This is a genomic window from Gracilibacillus marinus (assembly GCF_042651725.1).
In the GTDB taxonomy this organism is placed as follows: domain Bacteria; phylum Bacillota; class Bacilli; order Bacillales; family Amphibacillaceae; genus Gracilibacillus; species Gracilibacillus marinus.
In genome coordinates, this window is sequence record NZ_JBHSDV010000001.1 from 851,997 (window position 1) to 872,747 (window position 20,751).

General features: G+C 33.8%; 23 protein-coding genes and 1 riboswitch. Of the genes, 17 read left to right on the forward strand and 6 right to left on the reverse strand.

Features of this window, described 5'->3' with window-relative positions; translation table 11 throughout:
• Positions 1-246: 246 nt before the first annotated feature.
• Positions 247-1,380, reverse strand: a complete 1,134-nt coding sequence (locus ACFOZ1_RS03700; protein ID WP_390196013.1) for a CAP domain-containing protein — start codon at positions 1,378-1,380, stop codon at positions 247-249.
• A 58-nt stretch (positions 1,381-1,438) separates the two neighbouring features.
• Positions 1,439-1,999 carry a hypothetical protein gene (locus tag ACFOZ1_RS03705; RefSeq protein WP_390196016.1) on the reverse strand — a complete coding sequence of 187 codons (561 nt, stop codon included), beginning with the start codon at positions 1,997-1,999 and terminating at the stop codon, positions 1,439-1,441.
• Positions 2,000-2,213: 214 nt separating this feature from the next.
• Here ACFOZ1_RS03705 and ACFOZ1_RS03710 point away from each other — a divergent pair, with 214 nt between their 5' ends.
• The gene (locus ACFOZ1_RS03710; protein ID WP_390196017.1) at positions 2,214-3,128 is read left to right on the forward strand and encodes a phosphatidate cytidylyltransferase; all 915 of its coding nucleotides are present in this window, start codon (positions 2,214-2,216) and stop codon (positions 3,126-3,128) included.
• A gap of 189 nt (positions 3,129-3,317) precedes the next feature.
• Here ACFOZ1_RS03710 and ACFOZ1_RS03715 read toward each other — a convergent pair whose 3' ends face one another.
• Positions 3,318-4,613, reverse strand: a complete 1,296-nt coding sequence (locus ACFOZ1_RS03715) for a lysine N(6)-hydroxylase/L-ornithine N(5)-oxygenase family protein (protein ID WP_390196019.1) — start codon at positions 4,611-4,613, stop codon at positions 3,318-3,320.
• A gap of 164 nt (positions 4,614-4,777) precedes the next feature.
• Between ACFOZ1_RS03715 and ACFOZ1_RS03720 the strand changes: the two genes are divergently transcribed.
• Positions 4,778-5,101 carry a DUF4870 domain-containing protein gene (locus tag ACFOZ1_RS03720; RefSeq protein ID WP_390196021.1) on the forward strand — a complete coding sequence of 108 codons (324 nt, stop codon included), beginning with the start codon at positions 4,778-4,780 and terminating at the stop codon, positions 5,099-5,101.
• Between the two features lie 450 nt (positions 5,102-5,551).
• Here the strand turns inward: ACFOZ1_RS03720 and ACFOZ1_RS03725 are convergent, their stop codons facing one another.
• On the reverse strand, positions 5,552-6,301 hold the full coding sequence (locus ACFOZ1_RS03725) for a FixH family protein (protein ID WP_390196024.1): 750 nt from the start codon (positions 6,299-6,301) through the stop codon (positions 5,552-5,554).
• A gap of 197 nt (positions 6,302-6,498) precedes the next feature.
• Between ACFOZ1_RS03725 and ACFOZ1_RS03730 the strand changes: the two genes are divergently transcribed.
• The 8 genes from ACFOZ1_RS03730 to arsC all read left to right on the forward strand — a co-directional run bounded on the left by ACFOZ1_RS03730 (position 6,499) and on the right by arsC (position 13,241).
• Positions 6,499-7,518, forward strand: coding sequence for a metal ABC transporter solute-binding protein, Zn/Mn family (locus ACFOZ1_RS03730; protein ID WP_390196027.1), 1,020 nt, complete (start codon positions 6,499-6,501; stop codon positions 7,516-7,518).
• Between the two features lie 413 nt (positions 7,519-7,931).
• Positions 7,932-8,456 carry a cupredoxin domain-containing protein gene (locus tag ACFOZ1_RS03735; protein WP_390196030.1) on the forward strand — a complete coding sequence of 175 codons (525 nt, stop codon included), beginning with the start codon at positions 7,932-7,934 and terminating at the stop codon, positions 8,454-8,456.
• Positions 8,457-8,468: 12 nt separating this feature from the next.
• Positions 8,469-9,908 carry a cbb3-type cytochrome c oxidase subunit I gene (locus ACFOZ1_RS03740; protein WP_390196033.1) on the forward strand — a complete coding sequence of 480 codons (1,440 nt, stop codon included), beginning with the start codon at positions 8,469-8,471 and terminating at the stop codon, positions 9,906-9,908.
• Between the two features lie 4 nt (positions 9,909-9,912).
• On the forward strand, positions 9,913-10,542 hold the full coding sequence (locus ACFOZ1_RS03745) for an SCO family protein (protein ID WP_390196037.1): 630 nt from the start codon (positions 9,913-9,915) through the stop codon (positions 10,540-10,542).
• Positions 10,539-11,057, forward strand: a complete 519-nt coding sequence (locus ACFOZ1_RS03750; protein WP_390196040.1) for a hypothetical protein — start codon at positions 10,539-10,541, stop codon at positions 11,055-11,057. Before ACFOZ1_RS03745 ends, ACFOZ1_RS03750 begins: the two co-directional genes overlap by 4 nt.
• Before the next feature lie 101 nt (positions 11,058-11,158).
• Positions 11,159-11,497, forward strand: a complete 339-nt coding sequence (locus tag ACFOZ1_RS03755) for an ArsR/SmtB family transcription factor (protein WP_390196043.1) — start codon at positions 11,159-11,161, stop codon at positions 11,495-11,497.
• A gap of 13 nt (positions 11,498-11,510) precedes the next feature.
• Positions 11,511-12,806 (forward strand): arsenic transporter, encoded by a 1,296-nt coding sequence (locus ACFOZ1_RS03760; protein WP_390196046.1) that lies wholly within the window; start codon positions 11,511-11,513, stop codon positions 12,804-12,806.
• A 15-nt stretch (positions 12,807-12,821) separates the two neighbouring features.
• Positions 12,822-13,241, forward strand: a complete 420-nt coding sequence (gene arsC, locus ACFOZ1_RS03765) for an arsenate reductase (thioredoxin) (RefSeq protein WP_390196049.1) — start codon at positions 12,822-12,824, stop codon at positions 13,239-13,241.
• Positions 13,242-13,341: 100 nt separating this feature from the next.
• Here the strand turns inward: arsC and ACFOZ1_RS03770 are convergent, their stop codons facing one another.
• Positions 13,342-14,556, reverse strand: coding sequence for a PAS domain-containing protein (locus ACFOZ1_RS03770; RefSeq protein ID WP_390196052.1), 1,215 nt, complete (start codon positions 14,554-14,556; stop codon positions 13,342-13,344).
• Between the two features lie 139 nt (positions 14,557-14,695).
• Between ACFOZ1_RS03770 and ACFOZ1_RS03775 the strand changes: the two genes are divergently transcribed.
• The 5 genes from ACFOZ1_RS03775 to ACFOZ1_RS03795 all read left to right on the forward strand — a co-directional run bounded on the left by ACFOZ1_RS03775 (position 14,696) and on the right by ACFOZ1_RS03795 (position 18,410).
• Positions 14,696-15,187 carry a hypothetical protein gene (locus ACFOZ1_RS03775; protein WP_390196055.1) on the forward strand — a complete coding sequence of 164 codons (492 nt, stop codon included), beginning with the start codon at positions 14,696-14,698 and terminating at the stop codon, positions 15,185-15,187.
• A gap of 19 nt (positions 15,188-15,206) precedes the next feature.
• Entirely contained in the window at positions 15,207-16,235 is a 1,029-nt protein-coding gene (locus tag ACFOZ1_RS03780; RefSeq protein ID WP_390196058.1) for a TFIIB-type zinc ribbon-containing protein, read from the forward strand.
• On the forward strand, positions 16,229-16,981 hold the full coding sequence (locus ACFOZ1_RS03785) for a TPM domain-containing protein (RefSeq protein ID WP_390196061.1): 753 nt from the start codon (positions 16,229-16,231) through the stop codon (positions 16,979-16,981). Before ACFOZ1_RS03780 ends, ACFOZ1_RS03785 begins: the two co-directional genes overlap by 7 nt.
• Before the next feature lie 22 nt (positions 16,982-17,003).
• Positions 17,004-17,960 (forward strand): SPFH domain-containing protein, encoded by a 957-nt coding sequence (locus tag ACFOZ1_RS03790; RefSeq protein ID WP_390196064.1) that lies wholly within the window; start codon positions 17,004-17,006, stop codon positions 17,958-17,960.
• Positions 17,961-18,059: 99 nt separating this feature from the next.
• Positions 18,060-18,410 (forward strand): DUF3221 domain-containing protein, encoded by a 351-nt coding sequence (locus tag ACFOZ1_RS03795; protein WP_390196067.1) that lies wholly within the window; start codon positions 18,060-18,062, stop codon positions 18,408-18,410.
• Between the two features lie 51 nt (positions 18,411-18,461).
• On the opposite strand, the gene wrbA is transcribed toward ACFOZ1_RS03795, so the two are convergent.
• Positions 18,462-19,058, reverse strand: coding sequence for an NAD(P)H:quinone oxidoreductase (gene wrbA, locus ACFOZ1_RS03800; RefSeq protein ID WP_390196070.1), 597 nt, complete (start codon positions 19,056-19,058; stop codon positions 18,462-18,464).
• A gap of 190 nt (positions 19,059-19,248) precedes the next feature.
• Positions 19,249-19,360: riboswitch (TPP riboswitch) on the forward strand.
• A 95-nt stretch (positions 19,361-19,455) separates the two neighbouring features.
• Between wrbA and ACFOZ1_RS03805 the strand changes: the two genes are divergently transcribed.
• Positions 19,456-20,451, forward strand: coding sequence for an ABC transporter substrate-binding protein (locus ACFOZ1_RS03805; protein ID WP_390196073.1), 996 nt, complete (start codon positions 19,456-19,458; stop codon positions 20,449-20,451).
• A gap of 3 nt (positions 20,452-20,454) precedes the next feature.
• Positions 20,455-20,748, forward strand: coding sequence for an MTH1187 family thiamine-binding protein (locus ACFOZ1_RS03810; RefSeq protein WP_390196076.1), 294 nt, complete (start codon positions 20,455-20,457; stop codon positions 20,746-20,748).
• The last annotated feature ends 3 nt before the right edge of the window (positions 20,749-20,751 follow it).

The window sequence follows — 20,751 nt, forward strand, 5'->3', positions numbered from 1 at the left end:
TCAATAAGTCATCATCGATTCGCAAGCTCATCGTGATTCCTTTATTTCAAGTGATGCATTCCAGTTGCTACGTTTCTAACCGGGAGTTTCCGCTTTTGTATCATCCAGCTCCAACTCCCAGAAACTAGGCAACTTCATGAATCACTTATCAATAAGTCATCATCGATTCGCAAGCTCATCGTGATTCCTTTATTTCAAGTGATGCATTCCAGTTGCTACGTTTCTAACCGGGAGTTTCCGCTTTTGTTACTTTGTTATAAAATTTTCTGTGTAGTATGGTTTGTTTTCATCGTCGAAGGCTACTCCGACTGTGAGTTGTTTGAAATCATTGTGTAGGATATTCTTTCGATGACCACTTGAATTCATTAATCCTTCGTGGGCGAATATGCTACTTGTTTGACCAGATGCTAAATTTTCACCAGCTGTTCTATACGAGATACCATCATTGGTTAAACGGTCAAATGGGGATTCACCTCTTAAATTATCGTGAGAGAAATATTGATTGACAGCCATATCTTTACTATGTGCCCGTGCTGTTTCTTGCGCTTCATCTATCCATGTTAAGATAGGTTTTCCATGTACGACTCTACTCGCATTTGTCAGATCAAACAATTGATACTCTAAACCGTTTCGTAATTGGTCTGATGCTTTTCCATAAAAACCATCTTTTCTTTTTTCCATTGATTCCGTGATAATTTGAATGCCAGTTATTTTATTCTCTTGATGTAAATCATAAAAAATAGTTACATAATTCTGATCAAAGAGATATGTGTCATATTCATTGTTGTGTGCTGTCTGATATATCGTAAAACCTTTTCTAATGCCTTCAATTGGTTTTCCTAGTTTTTCGCGTACATCTTCTTGATTGTTCTGCATTGTTAAATGATAAGAAGAAGTGAGTAAATCTTGATTAGTGTAAAGTCCAATGACTTGTTCTTTGTCATTATAAGCAACCATCAAAAAGTTTTGGTAATTTTGGTGATAAGTATGCCAATTGATGCCATATTCATTCATCGAGATTCGTTTAGAGCTCCCCAGTTCTCCTTCGACAAATGATTTGTTATCACCTATTTCAATATTATGAATCGAGAAGTCTTGTTGCTCTGGTGAATGAAGTGTTGGTTTTTTGACGGTTTCGCCATTCTCAAAAGAAGTATCCGTATTTTCTTTATTCATTATTTGGTTATAGAATAATGTAATTTCTTGCTTGACTGTATCTGTTATTGCTTGTAATTTAGGATTCTCTTTTAGTTGAACAAAATCATTGGATATCTCCTCTTGGACGCCCTTTAGACCTGCATCTTGGTATGTTTCACCATAGAAAAAGTATACGATAAATCCAACTATACAAAGAAATGCGAGAAGTTTAAGTAATTTCAATGTGCCATTCCTTTCTATGTGTTGTTAAAAGTGTACCCATTTCAATTGATTCTCAACCTTAATAGGAAATGTTATTTTCATTTATTTTTAGGATAGGTTCATAATCTGTTAGTTTTCCTTCATAAATCAATTGTAATTGTGTACATTGTCTAAAGTCATTTGGTGTCACCATTGCAGGTAGCTTATCCCATAACTTAATCCCTGCTCTATGTAACATTTCAGCAACAAACTGAGAACAGAAATAAGAATTACTAAATTCAATCGGTTCTTTTAAAGAAACGCCAATAACACCTAGAATGTTGTATAAAAAGCGGTGGTTATTTTTGATAAATATGTCTAACACTCGTTTCATTTTCTTTAATTCTCTATCTGTTACATCTAATTGATATATCACACAAGTTGTATTAGGATATTTGCTAAATGTTCCATTACGTACATCTTCTTTCACAAATCCACCGTATAATGGATTATTCGGTTTTTTCCTTCCGAAGCTATACATTTCTGTTAACGAAGCATCAAATGCAATCGATGCATGGTTGTATGGTGCTTTCGTATATGTTTTAATAACAGTGGTAAATAGTGTACCTGTATCTGATAGCATAATGTAAATGGAGCTCATCCTATTTTTTACACCTCCACAATACTAAATAATTTAGTTAATAGTTTGTTGCCATAACTGTTTCAATATTAGTTTAAATTTCTCTCCTTCTATATCTGGTGGAAGAAATGAGCGAATTAAACAAGAAAGGCTAGTATTCTATTTTAATTCTTACCTGTATTCCAGCTTAATTTATTGTAAAATAAATATTTAGAGAAGAAAAGGGGGAGGGTATATGTCAGAAGCCATGGAACATCTAGTAATCTTATTATGTATTATCGTAACAGCTACCCTATTGTACTATATTGTAAAAATTAAACAACCAAATAAAGATTTCTCAGGAATTAAATATCGTGTGAAGATATGGTGGGGAATGCTCCTGATATTTTTTCTTGCTACATTAGTTAGTCCAGTACTTTCATTGCTATCTGTAATGGGGGTATCGTATCTTGCATTAAAAGAATATTTTCAGATGATGAAAACAAGAAAGTCAGATCGTCGTTTATTTCTATGGGCATACATAATGATTCCTATCCAGTATTATTGGATTTATATCGGATGGTATGGCATGTTTATTGTATTTATTCCTGTCTATGTGTTTTTATTCTTACCATTGCCGCGCATTATCCGTAAAGGCACAATAGGTTTTCTCCGTTCTGTTAGCGTAACACAATGGGGATTAATGTTGATGGTATTTGGACTTAGTCACTTGGCATATTATCAATTTGCTACACCTGAGTATGGATCGAATTTGTTACTTTTTTTAATTATTTTGACGCAAGCGAATGATGTGATTCAGTACATTATTTCATTATATTTAGGCAAAAGAAAAGTTGTTCCATCAGCAAATCCGAATATATCATGGGAAGGCTTTATTTTTGGCGTGATTGGTACAACGTGTATTAGTTATTTGATTTATCCCATCTTTACACCATTTGCATGGAAATTTGGCATTATTTCAGGGGTGTTAATAAGTGTAGCAGGGTTTATTGGAAGTCTTACCATTTCTGTATTAAAGCGAGATATGTTGATTGGAAATAAAGAAAAGGCAGAAATGTTAAAAGGAAGATACCTTAGTAGAATAGACAGTCTTACATACACGTCACCAATATTCTTCCATGTCATCAGATACTTTTTTGATTTTATGTAAAGTTTCAACTTATACGTATATGGTTATAAAATAGAGTTCTGTGAACTTGTAAACGATTTAATATAGTGATATAATCATTTTTATGTGAAAGGAATGTTACCGATTTTCGGGCATAACCTACTCAAATAAATGCACGTACGTACAAACGTATGCGCTTTTATTTGAGTAGGTATTTTTTTTGTCTGTAGTCTATTCACTAAAATTTGTAAATGAATTGTTTTGTTGAGGTTTATATACTTGTTTCCCTGCAATTTCATTGATAATACGTATATTGCGATGAACAGCCAGACCTAGATTCGTTGCACCAGTACCATGTGAATGTTCCAAATTTGTTGATGTATAAAAATGGTGTGAGCGCTTATTATCATGGAATTCGATTTTGTAAGTCTCATCTATTTTAAAAAGTTTATCATTTTCCCACTTGATTTTTTCACTAAACCGATCATAAAACCATTGTGGAATATTTGGTTTATATCCTGTTGCTAGAATGAGTTTGTCAGTATCAAATGTCATTTTCTTATTTTGTTGCCATTGTTTTGCGTGAACTCTTAGACCGTTGTCATGATGATTTACTTCATTAATTTCTGTTAATGGTTGGATGGTGACAGGTAATACATTTTTTCGAACAGAACGATGGTAGAGTAATTCAAAGATTGCTTGCAGTGTTGCACCATCGATACCTTTACGAAGTTGTCCTAAATGGTCAAGAGACTCTATACGAGCATCAAATGATAATGTATGAAAATAGTCGACATAATCAGGTGTAAATACTTCTTGTCCTAATTTAGAAGAGTCGAGTTGTAAAAATCCTGGTGAACGAGTGTACCAAGCTAAGTGATAATCAAAGGTATCTTGTAATTTTAATAAATCATAAAAAATTTCCGATGCACTTTGGCCTGAACCAACGACAGTAATGTGATTTGCGTGCAGTGTATGCTTTTTGTGGTATAAATATTGGCTAGAATGATAGACAGACTCTACGTCGATATTCTCTGTATCTATAGGTATGAGAGGGATTGAGCCTGTACCCAATACAATATTCTTAGCGTAATAAGATGTGTGCTCCTGTTGATCCCAATGATAGACGATTACTTCATAATAAGATTCGTGATCAACGACATCCACAACCTCTGATTTAAAGAAGCAATTATTTAACTGATTCGCTACCCATTCAAGATATGCCGCATATTCTTCACGCGGAATTTCAAGTTTGTGATAAAAGAAAAAGGAATAGAGTCTATTTTGTGAATGTAAATAATTCACAAAACTATATTTACTAGTAGGATTAGCAAATGTCACTAAATCAGCTAAGAAAGAGACTTGTAGATCAGAACCATCAATTAACATTCCAGGATGCCATGCGAATTCGCCATTTTGTTCAAAGAAAATGGTTTGTAAATCTGTATTCTCTTCCGTTAATGCAGCTAAACCTAAATTATATGGACCAATACCAATACCTATTAAATCATAAAGTGGTGTATGCATATGAGAGCTCCTTCTGGTTATTATTAAGTGAAATATTTCTCACTGATTATCATTATATATAAAACAGTATAGCGATTAATGAAACTTATTTCTATTTACATACGTATAAATATTGTGCGTATACTTATAGAGGCATATAAATATTCAAGAGGAGGCGGTTGACTATGCATGAGAGTGATGAAAGGTTATTTGCAATGTTATTGTATGTATTGAGTTTATTTTTTCCTGTTTTAGCACCGTTATTAATTTGGTTATTGAAAAGAGATCAGTCGGACTTTATTGATTATCATGGGAAAGAATATTTTAACTTTTTAATTTCTTTTACAATTTATGGAATTATTTCAGGTATTTTAGTAATCATATTAATTGGATTTGTACTATTAGGAATTATTAGTATCTTATTACTTGTCTTTACAATCATTGCTGCTGTAAAAGCATATCAAGGTGAGCGTTACCGTATTCCTATGGTTATTCGTTTTATTAAATAATAAAACGAGGTAGCCTATAAATTAAGTTACTGCCAAAAGGGGATAAAGCATGATATCACCTCCCAAAACAAAAATATCACCCAAAAGATATGAGTAGAAGGGAGAAATCATGTCATATCACCTGAATTGTATGTGAAATAGGTAGATAAGTTGTAACGAAAGGGTGATAAGCCAGATATCATCCAAGAAAACTATCGCTAAAGGCAGATACTCATATTAATACCCATACCAACAAAGGCGACATTAAATTCAATAAATAAATTTAATGTCGCCTTTTTAACCGGGCACTTTCGCTTTTGTATTATCCAGCTCAAGTACCCAGAAACTAGGTGACTTCGCGAATCAACTATCGATAAGTCATCATCGATGCGCAAGCTCATCGTGATTCCTTTATCTCTGTTGTTTCACTCCAGTCACTACGTTTCTTACCGGGTACTTTCGCTTTTAAATTTACTCAACAACTTCAATTTCTGTTTCTGAATGTTCGTGTAGTCCTGATTCATTATTGACATGTGTAACTATTGTATATTTTCCATGTTGTGTAAATGTATGGTCAGCGGTATACATTCCGTTTTCTTCTTCTTTAGCATCGATCCATTCATGTACTTCTTCTGTTTCATTAAATATCTCATAACGGACTCTTGCTTCTGTTAATGGTTCTTCATTTAATGTGAGTGTTACAGCAATAGATACATTCTTCTCAATTTGTGGTGTTTCTATTGGTTGCATATTTATAATTAGATTCTCATTATGGTGATGCTCTTCTTCTTCGTCATGTTGGACAGAGTGCTCATGCTCTTTTGTTGCTTCACCTTCTATGGTAATGGATTTTTTAGGCATTGCATGTAGTTCGTGTGCGGTCGTATGTGCGTAAATTTCATATGTACCTGGCTCATCAAAGGTCACTTCAGTAGTGTATGTGCCATCATTATGATTAGTTGATTCTACAGTAGTTGTACTTTCTGAATCCTCTGTATTCCAGTATTCGAAATTTACTTCATCTGCATCTGTTACAAGATCTTCGCCATAATAGACAGTAGCTTTTAATTCTATTGTCTGATTCACATCTGCGCTTTCTGGTAGTTCAAATTCTGTTTTTAATCCTTTAATCTCTTCTTGCTCTGCATGTTCATTATTTTGCTCATTGCCACATGCAGTTATAAAAAATAAAACCAAACTAATGATAAATAGTTTTTTCATTTTATATCCTCCGTAGTTATTATTATCATACAAACTATACAATTAACTAATGCTAAATGCAATGAACAAACAATGACAAAAATAATAAATCGTAACTATTACTATTTACAAAATCATTTTTCATGCTATAATATGAAAAGTAAATCGTAATCTTTACTATTTATCATATACATAATTTAATGATGGAGGAAAATAAAATGCGAAAACTATTACTATTCATTTTTTGTATGACTATATTCTTGTTAACAGCATGTAGTCAAGAAGAAAATCCAGAACAAGGTACAGCAGATGAAGATACAATTACTGTGTATACAACATTATATCCATTAGAATATTTCACGAAACAAATCGGTAAAGAGTTTGTAAATGTACAAACAATTTTGCCGCAAGGGTCTGATCCACATAGCTTTGAACCAACTTCCAAAATGATGGTAGATATTGCTGAAGCAGACCTTTTTATTTATAACGGTGCAGATATGGAATCTTATGCAAAGACGATGGAAGATGCATTGAAACAAGAAGAAGTGTCGATTTTAGAAGCTGCAGATGGCATCTCATTAACAGAACATCATCATGAGAATTCAGAAAGTGAAAGTGAAGAAGCACATTCACATAATGAGACAGCTCACATAGAGGAAAGTGATGCACATGAGGAGGACAGTCATGAACATGAAAGTGATCATGAGCACGGTGATGTTGATCCACATATTTGGTTAGATCCACTTAAGTCTGTTCAGTTAGCAGAGAATATAAAAGAACGATTGATTGAATTATTGCCAGAACAAACAGATTATTTTGAAGAGAATTTCCATCAGTTAGAAGAAAGGTTGATACAATTAGATACTTCTTTCCATACAACCATTGACAATGCAAAGAAAAAAGAAATACTAGTTACACATGCAGCGTACGGTTATTGGGAACAAAGCTATGGATTACAGCAACTGGCTATTTCAGGAATCTCACCATCAGATGAACCATCACAGAAAGAAATTGAAAGAATCATTGAAAGAGTAAAAGAACATGGAATCAAATACTTATTGTTTGAGCAAAATATTGAACCAAAAGTAGCGAGCGTCATTCAAGAAGAAGCAAATGTTGAATCATTGCAATTACACAATATATCTGTGTTAACAGAAGAAGATGTATCCAACGAAGAAGATTACTTCACATTAATGGAACGCAATTTAGAAGTATTAAACGAAGCCTTAGAATATTAATCAAAAGTGAAAGCCACCGTTCAGAAACGTAGCGACTGGAGTGAATCAACAGAAATAAAGGAATCACGGAGAGGAACGAACCGATGATGACTTATTGATAGTTGATAAGCGAAGTCGCCTAGTTTCTGGTGGATTGAGCTAGCCGAATCAAAAGCGAAAAAAGATGTCACAAAAATTCTATATAAGAATTTTGTGGCATCTTTTAAATAGTAGAGAGGTACTCCACTTCATTATACCTTCATATATATTCCACGTTTTTTTACTATACATATAAAAAAGTTTAATTAGTAATTTTATTAAATTAGAACATAAAAGTCAAGAAAAATATACTGAAGTGTGATTTCTATCACGCTTTTTCTTTTGGTATTTTCATAAAGTAATGGAAGGGATTACAAGAATGAGGAGGCGTATACATGGTTCAAACCGTTGCTTGGATTGCTAGTCTAGTATTTATGTGTGTCGTTGCATTTGTGTTTCTTTACGTATTTATGAAATCAAAAGAAAAAAGACCATATGAACGAATTAAGAAAAGATGGTACAAAGCACGTAATTTCTATGGAATCACACTAATTGTACTTATGTTCATTCTCACGATTTATACATTAAGAGAGCTACCATATGATCAACCGATTTATAGTAAAGAAGAAAATCCTACTATAGTAAATGTTACAGCACTCCAATTTGGTTGGGAGTTTTCTCAATCGGAATTTGAAGTCGGTGAACCGATTGAGTTCCATGTTACTAGTCAAGATGTCAATCATGGTTTCGGGCTGTATGATGAAGAAATGAACATTATTGCACAAACACAAGCAATGCCATCCTATACAAACATTGTCTATATTACCTTCACCAAACCAGGTACGTATAGTGTACTATGTTTAGAATATTGTGGGCTTGCGCATCATGTAATGACACACGAGATAACAGTAGTAGAGTAGAGGGGGATGAACATGCAGACAGATTCAAATAATAAGTTAATTGCGAATTATTTATTTATTGGAGGATTGATTGTTTTTGTTATGATGTTATTTGGTGTCATGATGCTACTCACACAAGGTGGTGTCATACAACTTGGTCCTGCAACATTTTATCAGTTTTTAACTATTCATGGTACTGGAATGATTGGAGCATGTGCGCTAGCGGCATCTGGTGTCATGTGGTATTTCTTAAATAAGCATGTCGTTTTATCAAAAAAGATATTTATTACTAATTTAATATGTTTTCTTATTGGTGTAGTGATGGTTATTGTTGGTGTGTTTTCATTTGATTATGCAAGTGCTTGGACATTTCTATATCCATTACCAACACTATCAGCTAAAGCATGGGGTACAATCGGTGCATTACTTTATTTATTCGGTATGTTAATTATCGGAATAGGCTTTTTACTATTATTTTTAGATATCGGAAGAGCAATTATAAAAAAACAAGGAAGTCTTGCTAAAGGACTAGGTTGGGATATCATAAGTGGCAAAAAGAGCGAAAAGGATGCCCCGCATGTTGCGATTGTTGCTGCAACAATGGTAACAATTGTGGATGTAGTAGCATTACTGGTCGGAGCTACTGTACTCATGATGAATATTATTCATACAATCAATCCGGCGTATACATTTGATCCTTTACTTGCCAAAAATTTCACCTATGCATTTGGTCACGTGTTTGCGAATTCAATTATTTATATGTCTGTTATCGTTGTATATGAATTACTTTCTAAATACACAAATAGACAATGGAAAGCAAATAAAGTCTTCTTAATTGCATGGACAATGTCCACATTTTTTACGCTTATTATCTATACGCACCATCTATTAATGGATAGTGTGATGCCGAGGTGGATGTTAATCACAGGTCAAGTATTATCTTATGCCAATGGGCTTCCCGTATTAGTGATTACAGCATATGGAGCATTGATGATTGTTTATAAATCAGGTATCAAATGGGATATTGCTTCAGGACTAACATTTATCGCGATGTTTGGTTGGACAATTGGTGTCGTTCCGGCAATTGTAGACGCTACGATTGTTGTGAATCATGTGATGCACAATACGAAATGGGTACCTGGACATTTCCATATGTATATGGGACTTGGTGCTGTTGTGATGTTATTTGCATTTATGTACTATTTAACAAAAGTAGATAAACAAATTCCGATAACGAAATTAGATTGGGCAGCACTGTACTGTTATTTGATTTCTATGTTTTTAGTAAGCATGCAATTTTTAGTTTCAGGTGCAATCAGTACACCAAGAAGATGGGCAACACATATACCAGAATGGATGGGACCAGCTTTGTTTGGAGGAATAGCAGGGATATTTGTCATGATTGCAACAAGTATATTTATCTATCATTTTATGAATTATTTTTTTTACAAGAATAGTACGAAGGATTCATAGGATAATGAAAGTGTTAAGTAAGAGTATTTCTCTATTCGTAGTATGTCTCATTGTGATAACAATATGGTGGATTGGTACAGATGGTTTTACTGCATTTACACAAGAAACAGCCAGAGTAAATAAATTGATTGAAGAAAAGCCAATGATTATGCCTATCACATTAGAAGATAGTAAAGGTAGGATGTACACGTTCCATGAACTAAAAGGAAGGAGACTCTTTCTAACATTTATTTATACAAGTTGCGGAACGGTTTGCCCTCAATTAGAAAAAAATATGCAACAAGTATATGAATCACTTCCGCGAGAAATATTAGATGAGAAAATAATGTTTCTCACTATATCTTTTGATCCAGATCGTGACACGGTTGAAGTACTTGATACGTATCGACAATATTTCGGTAGTGATGGAGAGACTTGGAGAATGGCTAGAATTGCAAATAAATTAGAATTGAAAGAGTTGCTTGACGCATTTGGTGTCATCTTCTTGCCTGATCAATATGGAGGTTTTACTCATAATTCAGCATTTTATTATGTAGATGAGAATGGACGACTTACAAATGTACTTGATTATAAAGATATAGAAGGTGCGCAGGCATTTTTGCATAACGAATTACTAGGGAGCGAGATGAAATGAGACTCTCTTTACTTCTTTACTTTCTCCTCATATTACCAATTAGTCGTGAAGTGTTAGAATCATATATGGTCACACACATGTTTGTTCAATTACCGTTACTATATGCTGTAGGTATGTTGTTTCCTAATAGGAAAGAGTACAAAACTCGTCATATATGGAGTAATATCATTTTTGTACTTGGGCTTTTAAGTTTTTGGATGGTTCCACGAACGCTAGATGATGCACTTGTAAATACCTATACAGAGATTTTGAAATTTATTTCATTACCACTAATAGGGTATTTGTGGAAGGTGTCGTGGCGTCACTTAAGTGAGATGACATTAGCATTCATCTATACACAACTAGTATCTATGTGTGGCCTTTTTGCATGGCTCTATTTAGACACGCCAATACAAATATGTAATAATTATTTGATTAATGAACAAAAAATTGTTGGCGCAATCTATTTAGTCATAACCATTTTTATGTGTGGATACTTATTAAAAATCGCTTTTATAGGAAATAAGAAAACGTAATATAGAATTGTTGCGACGCCTGTGTATAGATAGTACAGGCGTTTTTCCTGTTGCTTATATAAGTAAATTATTATATAGTTATATTTGTGAATGAGGAGAGGATGAATGGAGTGGAGATAGAAAAAGCCGCTATTGTATGTAAGTTACTAGGGGATAAAACAAGATTAACCATGCTAAAATTAATAGAAGATGAACCGTGTTGTGTATGCGAATTTGTAGAAATCTTTCAAATGAGCCAACCTTCTATAAGTCAACATTTACGAAAACTACGAGATGCGCACATTGTAAAAGAAGAAAGAAAAGGACAGTGGATTTTTTATTCACTTAATAAACAATCTGAACATTATCCTTTACTACAATCTATCTTAGAACAATTACCAGATCAAAAAGAAAAATTAGTACAATTAGAGAAAAACGGCACGCGAATTTCATGCTGTTAAGGGGGACACACATGTGCTAGAAATAGCTCTTGCAATTATTATATTTATTACGACATTAATTTTTGTTATTTGGCAACCAAAGAATGTATCGATTGGATACTCGGCAATGGCAGGTGCGTTACTTGCACTTTTATTAGGTGTCGTAACTCTTTCGGATGTATGGGAAGTGACTGGGATTGTTTGGAATGCCACACTTGCGTTTATCGCTATTATCATTATTTCATTAATTTTAGATGAGATTGGATTTTTCGAATGGGCAGCATTACACATGGCACGTCTTGCTAAAGGTCATGGCTTAAGAATGTTTGTCTATATTAGTTTATTAGGTGCAGTAGTCGCGGCGTTCTTCGCAAATGACGGTGCAGCATTAATCTTAACGCCTATTGTATTAGCGATGGTTCGTAATCTGAATTTTAAAGAAAAAATGATTTTTCCGTTTATCATGGCAAGTGGGTTTATTGCAGATACGACCTCTTTACCGTTAATCGTTAGTAATTTAGTTAATATTGTATCTGCTGACTTTTTTGAAATTGGGTTTGTAGAATATGCGGTACATATGATGATTCCGAATATTTTTTCTATTGTTGCTACAATCACTATTTTGTACCTTTATTTTAGAAAATCTATTCCAAAAACATATGATCTGACACAATTGAAAGAACCGAGTGAAGCATTGAAAGATAAGAGAATGTTCCATTTATCATGGTTTGTCCTAGCAATCTTATTAGTAGGCTACTTTATTAGTGAGTTTATATCTGTTCCAGTGTCCATTATAGCTGGTATTGTTGCAATATTCTTTTTACTAATGGCTAGAAGAAGTCATGCGGTGAATACGAGAGAAGTAATCAAAGGTGCTCCATGGGCAATTGTTTTCTTTTCTATTGGTATGTATGTAGTTGTCTATGGCTTGAAGAATGCCGGATTAACAGAATTATTAGCAAAAGTAATTCAATATAGTGCAGAACAAGGTTTATTTGTTGCAACAATCTCTATGGGATTTATTGCAGCAATTCTCTCCTCTATCATGAATAATATGCCGACAGTGATGATAGATGCATTGGCTATTGCAGAAACAGATACTACTGGCGTCATACGTGAGGCATTGATTTATGCAAATGTAATTGGTTCAGATTTAGGTCCAAAAATTACGCCAATTGGGTCACTTGCTACATTGTTGTGGCTACACGTATTAGCACAAAAAGGTGTCAAAATCTCATGGGGGACTTATTTTAAAACAGGGATTATCTTAACGATTCCAATCTTGTTTATTACATTAGTTGGATTGTATATTACACTATTATTTATTTAAAAGGAGCAATGCAGAATGGATAAAAAAACAATTTATTTCTTATGTACAGGTAATTCATGCAGAAGTCAGATGGCAGAAGGTTGGGGCAAAAAATATCTAGGTGATAAATGGAATGTGTATAGCGCTGGTATTGAACGTCATGGATTAAATCCCAATGCAGTAAAAGCAATGAATGAAGTCGATATTGATATATCTGATCAAACTTCTGACAAAATCGATACAGACATATTGAATCGTGCAGATTTTGTTGTGACATTATGCGGAGATGCTAGAGATAACTGCCCTGTCATTCCAAAAGGGATAAGAAATGAACATTGGGGCTTTGATGACCCAGCAAAAGCAGAAGGAACAGATGAAGAAAAGTGGGCAGTGTTCCAACGAGTGCGTGATGAAATTGGTGAGCGTATTCAATTGTTTGCTGAAACAGGTAACTAATGAAACAGTGATTTCAGCTGTACACGACAATGAAAGAATATAAGAAGCCGAATCTGTTCAATTATTTGAACAGTTCGGCTTTTTTCAATCTAAACGAATGTCACTTCACATCTCTATTCATCTCGCGTGGTAATTCAAAGAATGGTTGAATATCTTGTACATATTCTAAAATACCTAAATACTCATCATTCTCATCAAAAAGTCCTTTATACGTGACATAGATAAATTGATTCTTCTTTTTAAACCACATTGTAACAGTTGACCGTTTTCTTGATTTCAATTCGCGAATCACATTCAAAACTTTGTTCAAACTCTTTGGTGGATGACAATTGGCGACATTTCTACCAATAGAGGTAGGTGTTCGTATAAACATCATATCCGAAGCCTCTACTACTTCATTGAAATATTTGAAAATACCATTTTTATCGACAAATGTTATCTCCACAGGCAAGTTATTCAATATCGTGTTCGCTTCAGATATCGTTAAGAATCCGCCACCAAAGCGAATATGTTCCTCTTCTGCTAATTTTGTCTCTTCCTCTATACTTGTATTGCAACAATTAGGCGACCATTCTTCCACTTCATCCATGAATGCATACCCAAATGCTTTACTTTCCTTAGAAATTGCTAGCCAATCCTCTTCTTTAAATAATAATTTTGTAATAGGCAATAAAAAATAAGTTTCATGACGAATCATATCAATGTATGCTTCCTCTAACTTTTCCCATGTTTGCTCAATGTAGGAATAATCTAATTTGTTCATATGGATAACCATATGTTTGGTTCCTTTGTATAGTGAACGAACACGGTCATCATTTGCCCACATTGTTCGTAGAGGAATATAAATCCCGTACCTTTCTAAAATCGGAAAATATAGTTTTTCTTTTCTAGAATAATGTTTGAAAATATCCTCTAAATGATGTAATTCTTGAACTAGTGCTTCATAACTGTCACTTATATTTTTTGGAATCATTTGTCTAACCTGAGTAATAATCACGTGCAAGAGGTCATTTTCTCTCTGAAATAGTTGGATAGGATGGTTCTTATTTTCACTATCTGGTATATCTATTGTTAATAATGAATCATCCAATATTTCATTATAAAAATATGTGAAATTCTTAATTATGTCATATGTTATGGTTTCATCTGTCTGCTTGATTTCATTCAAAATAAGTAATAGATCTAATTTGTCGATTGTTTGAATGAAATGCTGGAATATTGGTCGAAGTGTTTCAATCTGCACATCACCTTTTAGCTGATAAAGTAGTTCTTTTACTTGACTAATACAATTCATATCCATATATGCACGAACCATGTGTACACCTCCAGTTTTGTTTATCATACTATTCGATGGCAGATTTGGATGTTAGGATTATCACACTTTGTGAAAGATTGCAGAATGTTGAAACTTATTTATATGCAAAGACGTATGAATAAATAGTGAGGTGAATAAAATGGGACTTTTTAAAAGAGCAAAATCCATAATAAAAGATAATAGTAGAAGTAAAAATGACGACACAAAAGATAGAAATCAATTATTACGAGAATTAAAATCTAAAGTAGATACATTATATACAAAACGTTTAAGGATAGATCGGCAGATAGTTGAGCAAGTGACCATAATAGAGAAACTAAAAAAATATATCGATAAAACAAATGACTTAAAAATCGCACAAACAGCGAAGCATCAATTAGAAGAAACAGAACGTAAATATCAGCAATTACAAAAAGACAAAGAAATCATTCAACAACATATATTTGAATTCGATGCAACATATGCACGTTTATCAGAACAAATAGATCAAATGAATCAATTAGAACTAGAATGGAAGAGTAATCAAACAAGCCAGTCAGAAGGATTAGATTATCAAGAAGAAAAATTGAGAAGAGAATTAGCTGAACTTGAAGCATTATCAGAACTAAGGAAAAATACACTAGATCGATAAAGAATAGAGAGGTGTTAAAATGCTTATTCATCATACATGTCCAAATTGTGGGGCAGATATGAATTTTAATAGTGAAACAGGCATGTTGTCATGTGATAGTTGTGGCCATAATCACTCTGTCGAACAACTAGAAGATATTAAGCTGACACAGACATTTGAACAAGATGATGCGAGAGAATACCATTGCGAGAATTGTGGCGCTGTTGTAGTTACAGATAAAGATACCACTGCTACTTCATGTAGTTTTTGTGGGGGTGCCGTTATATTAGTTGATAGATTATCAGGCGAATTAGCACCAGTACAAGTTATCCCATTTACAATCAGTAAGGAAGAAGCTATGCAAGCTTTTAAGAAATGGTGCCGTAATGGTAGACTAACACCTAAAGGATTTATGACAGCAAATAGAGTGAAAAATATTACTGGAATGTATGTCCCGTTTTGGATGTATGATTTAAATAATGATGTAGAAGTGCATGCAAAAGCAACAAAAGTACGTACATACACAAGTGGCGAGTATCAAGTAACAGAGACGAGTCATTATGATGTGTATCGTAAATTAGATATAGATTATGCAAAGGTTCCTGTAGATGCTTCAGAGAAATTAGATGATCAAATAATGGATAAATTAGAACCATATAATTATAATGACCTTAAACCTTTTAAGACAGCATATTTAGCAGGATATCTCGCTGAAAAATACAATTATAATGATGAACAATTGTATCCTAGAGTAAAAAATAAAGTGAAATCTTATATTGATAACTATATAACTTCTACGATTAATGGGTATACCTCTGTTCAGTACCATCAAAAGAATATTAATACAAAACAAAAACATAGCTATTATGTGCTTTTGCCTATTTGGATGATTTATTATGATTTAGAGAAACAAGAACATAACTTTTTGATGAATGCACAAACAGGAAAAATAGTGGGAAAGCCACCAGTTAGTATGCAAAAAGTAAGTTTGTGGTTTTTGGGATTATTTTCAAGTAGTTTTATAGTGTTGAAGATTATTGCGTTATTATTAGGTGGTGCATTATGGTGAAAAAGTTCAAATGGGTGTATCTATTTCTCTTGCTTTTCTTGTTTCAATTACCAGTTCAAGGGGAAGGGAAATTAATTTTTGACCATGCAGACTTGCTATTAGAGGATAAATATTCAGAATTGTCTTCACTAGCAGAAGAAATCAGTCAAGAGAGTGAAATAGATATTATTGTCATAATAGAAGAAAATCTTAAAGGCAATGGGATAGATATTGAAAAGTATACACAAGATGCATATGATCAATATAAGTTTGGCTATGAAAAAGAATATGGTAATACGGCTATCTTGACAATTGATTTAAAAGGAAGAGAAGTGTACTTAGCAGGCTTTGGAGATTATCAAAAGTATTTGACGAATAGTCGATTGGATGAAATAAGAGAAGATATTACTCCATTTCTCTCAGAGAACAAATTTGATTTAGCAATAGAACAATTTATTAAGGAAGTAGACCGTCATATCGGTATGCCTATAAGCCCTAATAATATATTTTTAAAAACATGGTTCCAATTGATTATTGCACTAATTATTGCTGCTACGATTGTTGGTATAATGTTGTTTAATATGGGTGGCAAGGTCACCGTGTCACACCAGACATATGTGGATAATTCGAGAATAAAAGCAAAGCGTGATGTATTTACATATAAAACAGTCACGAGAACGAAGATACCAAAGAATGATAATAACTCTGGTGGTGGCGGTGTAACTAGTGGTGGACACTCGCATACTGGGAGTAGAGGTAGTTTTTAACTAGAAGAAAGGATGGAATAGGATGTTTAATTTATTCAAGGGACAGTTTTCGAATGTAGTGGAATGGGAAGAATTTAGAGATGACATGATTTTTTGGAAGTGGAACAACAATGAAATCAAAAAAGGTAGTAAATTAATTATACGCCCAGGTCAAGATGCTGTTTTTTTTAATCAAGGGAAAATTGAAGGTGTATTTAAAGACGACGGTGAATACGAAATAGAATCAGAAATTATCCCATTACTCTCAACATTAAAAGGTTTCAAATTTGGTTTTAATAGTGGTATACGTATAGAAGTATTATTCGTAAATACAAAAGAATTTACAGTTAAATGGGGGACAAAAAGTGCGGTTCATATACCGACACCACAGCTCCCAGGTGGATTACCAATACGAGCAAATGGTACTTTTCAATTTAAAGTAACGGATTATGTAAAATTAATTGATGAGATTGTAGGTGTGAAAGAGAACTATTTTGTTGAAGATGTGAAGTTACGCATTACAGCAATACTTGATCAGTTGTTGATGAAGTGGATTTCTAAAGAAGGCAAAGATATGTTTAATTTACAGGCTAACTCATTCGAAATTGCAAGTGGAATACAGGAAGATTTAGATATGCAATTACTGAATGATGGATTAACAATAACTAGATTTAACATTATGAGCTTTAATTATCCTAAAGAAATACAAGAAATGATAACAAAATCAGCTTCACATGGTATGATTGGTGATATGCATAGATATAAAGAAGTGGCCTTTGCAGATTCGCTTTCAAATGAAAAAAATGGTGGAGGCTCACCTGCAACCGATATCGCTGGAATGATGATGGGCATGAATATGGCAAAAGAAATGATTCGCGATAATGATAAGAAAGAAACTAAAAGCACACAAGCTATTTCTAATTTCTGCCCAAATTGTGGTACAAAAACAGAAGGAATGAACTTTTGTGGAAATTGTGGCCATAAATTAGTAAATAATTAATCAAAAATAATTGTATTTTTAAACAATATATGAATGATAATTGTAACTTTTCCTATCTCTAACCGACAAATAATACAAATAAAGAGGGGAAAATATACTATGAAGAAAATGATTGTTTTTATATTGTTGTCTTTAGCTCTAATTGCTTGTAGTTCAGATGGAGAAGTCAAGAACAATGACGAAATGATTGGATACATTGCAAAAATAACGGATGATACAATTTTAGTCACTGAAAAGTATTTAGAAACAAATGTGGAACAATTGAAAGAAGAAGAGATGTATGAAAAAATGGGGAATGCTATCTATTTCAAGGTCTCAGAATTAGAAGATTCGTTTTTAAATTCACTTCAATTAGGTGATAAAGTTGTTGTTACGTATAGTGTAGTTGCAGAATCATATCCCGGACAAAGTACTGCAATGAAGATGGAAAAGGTCAAAAATGAAAATTAATAAATCAGCCTGTTCTTCTGCAAATTGAGAAAGAACAGGCTCTTTGTTTTATTATCCGTGCATTTTAGTAGCAACATCCACGACACGTTTTGCTTGATGTTTGACAGCTGCTTCCACATCTTCAACGAGTGTTCCATCAGGTGCTTGTGTAACACTTGTACCATATGGATTACCACCTGCGCCAAAAGTAACAGAATCCGTATAACCTGGTGGTACGATAATTGCACCCCAGTGCATCATTGTAGTATAGAAGTTAAGTAATGTTGCCTCTTGACCACCATGTGGATTAGAAGCAGAGGACATTGCGGTAACTACTTTGTTCGCTGTCTTACCTGATGCCCAAAGCCCACCTTGCATATCGATGAATTGTTTCATTTGTGATGGAACATTCCCGAATCTAGTTGGCATACTAAAGATAATCGCATCTGCCCATTCTATATCATCAGATGTCGCAACAGGAACATCCATCGTCTCCTCTAAATGTTGTTTCCATGCTTCATTTGAATGGATTGCAGCTTCTGGTGCTGTTTCTTGCACACGTACTACTTTTACTTCTGCACCAGCTTCTTCTGCTGCTTCTTTTGCCCAATTAGCAAGTGTATAATTTGTACCTGTTGAGCTGTAATAGATAACTGCAACTTTTGTCATTAAAAAAAACTCCCTTTCCACTAACTGTACACATATATTATCGTCTCTTGAAAAGATAAAAATATACATTATCTCAAATTCAAGACATTCACCATCATACCTATTCATTTCACTGAAAGCGAATGAAATGCTTATAAAATACTTGAACATTTTGTTGATATGTGTCAAAGTATTGGTATACAACTTTATAAGTGGAATGTAGGGGGACTGGTGTGGCCAGTTGAGATTGTGTCCTTAATAGATACTGACCCTTAGAACCTGATCTGGCTAGCACCAGCGTAGGGAACATATGGATAGTAATTATAACTATATGCGCTCTAGACTGATGTCTAGAGCTTATTTTTATGCGTAAAAAAATATACTATACATATTTTTAAAAATATTAGGGGGATTTTAAATGAAAAAAATATTTTATCTATTGATTATTACGATTGCCGTGCTTTCTGCATGTAGTAATGATGGAGAAACACAAACTGAAGAAGATGCTGATTTAGAGAAAGTAACATTAGTGCTAGATTGGACTCCGAATACAAATCATACAGGTCTATATGTAGCAAAGGAGAAAGGATACTTTGAGGAACAAGGGTTAGATGTCGAAATTATCTTACCTGGAGAAGCTGGTGCAGATCAAACGGTTGCATCAGGAAAAGCTGAATTTGGTATCAGCGCGCAAGAAGCAGTAACAGAGGCGCGGGTGCAAGACATTCCGATTGTGTCCATTGCTGCAATTATTCAACACAATACATCTGGATTTGCAGCACCTACTGAAAAAGGAATTCAATCACCAAAAGACTTTGTTGGAAAAACATATGGTGGTTGGGGTGCGCCAGTAGAAGCAGCTGTGATTGACTCACTTATGAAACAAGAAGGCACATCTGTGGAGGACGTATCGATTATCAATATGGGAAATACAGATTTCTTTACAGCAGTGGAACGTGATATCGATTTTGCTTGGATTTACTATGGATGGACAGGTATTGAAGCAGAATTGCGAGGGGTAGAATTAGATATGCTCTATTTAACAGATTACTCTGAGAAGTTAGACTACTACACACCAGTAATCACGACAAACGAAGAAATGATTGAGGAAAATCCGGAGACCGTTCGTAAGTTATTACAAGCTGTGTCGGAAGGCTATGAATTTGCAATAAATCAACCAACAGAAGCAGCGGACATATTAATTGAGGCAGTTCCAGATTTGGACTCTGAATTAGTGAAGGCAAGTCAGGAATGGTTAGCGTCAAAATATATAGACGATGCCGAAAAGTGGGGAATACAAAGTAAATCCGTGTGGCAAAATTATGCGACGTGGATGTTTGATAATGGTTTATTAGACAAAGAACTAGATGTACAACAAGCATTTACAAATGAATTTTTACCAGAGGAGGAGTAATGAATGGCACAAGCATTAGTAAGTATTCAAATCATTCCTAAAACACCAAATGGAGAAGATGTGATTCCATATGTTGATAAGGCAATCGAAATAATTCAAAATGCCGGTGTAAAGTATAAAGTTGGTCCATTGGAAACGACAATGGAAGGGGAATTATCTCAGTTACTTCACGTTGTAGAACAAATGAATATAAAAATGTTAGAACTAGGTTGTCCAAGTAATATTTCTCAAATAAAAGTTTATACAAGAGCAGATCAACAAGCATCGATGGATGACTTAACTGCAAAATACGATTAATAC

Coding starts and splice junctions, on each gene's coding strand:
- ACFOZ1_RS03785 (WP_390196061.1), top strand. CDS start 16,229: ATGGTGAAAAAGTTCAAATGGGTGTATCTATTTCTCTTGCTTTTCTTG.
- ACFOZ1_RS03720 (WP_390196021.1), top strand. CDS start 4,778: ATGCATGAGAGTGATGAAAGGTTATTTGCAATGTTATTGTATGTATTG.
- ACFOZ1_RS03705 (WP_390196016.1), bottom strand. CDS start 1,999: ATGAGCTCCATTTACATTATGCTATCAGATACAGGTACACTATTTACC.
- ACFOZ1_RS03775 (WP_390196055.1), top strand. CDS start 14,696: ATGGGACTTTTTAAAAGAGCAAAATCCATAATAAAAGATAATAGTAGA.
- ACFOZ1_RS03740 (WP_390196033.1), top strand. CDS start 8,469: ATGCAGACAGATTCAAATAATAAGTTAATTGCGAATTATTTATTTATT.
- ACFOZ1_RS03730 (WP_390196027.1), top strand. CDS start 6,499: ATGCGAAAACTATTACTATTCATTTTTTGTATGACTATATTCTTGTTA.
- arsC (WP_390196049.1), top strand. CDS start 12,822: ATGGATAAAAAAACAATTTATTTCTTATGTACAGGTAATTCATGCAGA.
- ACFOZ1_RS03750 (WP_390196040.1), top strand. CDS start 10,539: ATGAGACTCTCTTTACTTCTTTACTTTCTCCTCATATTACCAATTAGT.
- wrbA (WP_390196070.1), bottom strand. CDS start 19,058: ATGACAAAAGTTGCAGTTATCTATTACAGCTCAACAGGTACAAATTAT.
- ACFOZ1_RS03755 (WP_390196043.1), top strand. CDS start 11,159: ATGAATGGAGTGGAGATAGAAAAAGCCGCTATTGTATGTAAGTTACTA.
- ACFOZ1_RS03810 (WP_390196076.1), top strand. CDS start 20,455: ATGGCACAAGCATTAGTAAGTATTCAAATCATTCCTAAAACACCAAAT.
- ACFOZ1_RS03725 (WP_390196024.1), bottom strand. CDS start 6,301: ATGAAAAAACTATTTATCATTAGTTTGGTTTTATTTTTTATAACTGCA.
- ACFOZ1_RS03715 (WP_390196019.1), bottom strand. CDS start 4,613: ATGCATACACCACTTTATGATTTAATAGGTATTGGTATTGGTCCATAT.
- ACFOZ1_RS03770 (WP_390196052.1), bottom strand. CDS start 14,556: ATGGTTCGTGCATATATGGATATGAATTGTATTAGTCAAGTAAAAGAA.
- ACFOZ1_RS03790 (WP_390196064.1), top strand. CDS start 17,004: ATGTTTAATTTATTCAAGGGACAGTTTTCGAATGTAGTGGAATGGGAA.
- ACFOZ1_RS03745 (WP_390196037.1), top strand. CDS start 9,913: ATGAAAGTGTTAAGTAAGAGTATTTCTCTATTCGTAGTATGTCTCATT.
- ACFOZ1_RS03710 (WP_390196017.1), top strand. CDS start 2,214: ATGTCAGAAGCCATGGAACATCTAGTAATCTTATTATGTATTATCGTA.
- ACFOZ1_RS03805 (WP_390196073.1), top strand. CDS start 19,456: ATGAAAAAAATATTTTATCTATTGATTATTACGATTGCCGTGCTTTCT.
- ACFOZ1_RS03795 (WP_390196067.1), top strand. CDS start 18,060: ATGAAGAAAATGATTGTTTTTATATTGTTGTCTTTAGCTCTAATTGCT.
- ACFOZ1_RS03735 (WP_390196030.1), top strand. CDS start 7,932: ATGGTTCAAACCGTTGCTTGGATTGCTAGTCTAGTATTTATGTGTGTC.
- ACFOZ1_RS03780 (WP_390196058.1), top strand. CDS start 15,207: ATGCTTATTCATCATACATGTCCAAATTGTGGGGCAGATATGAATTTT.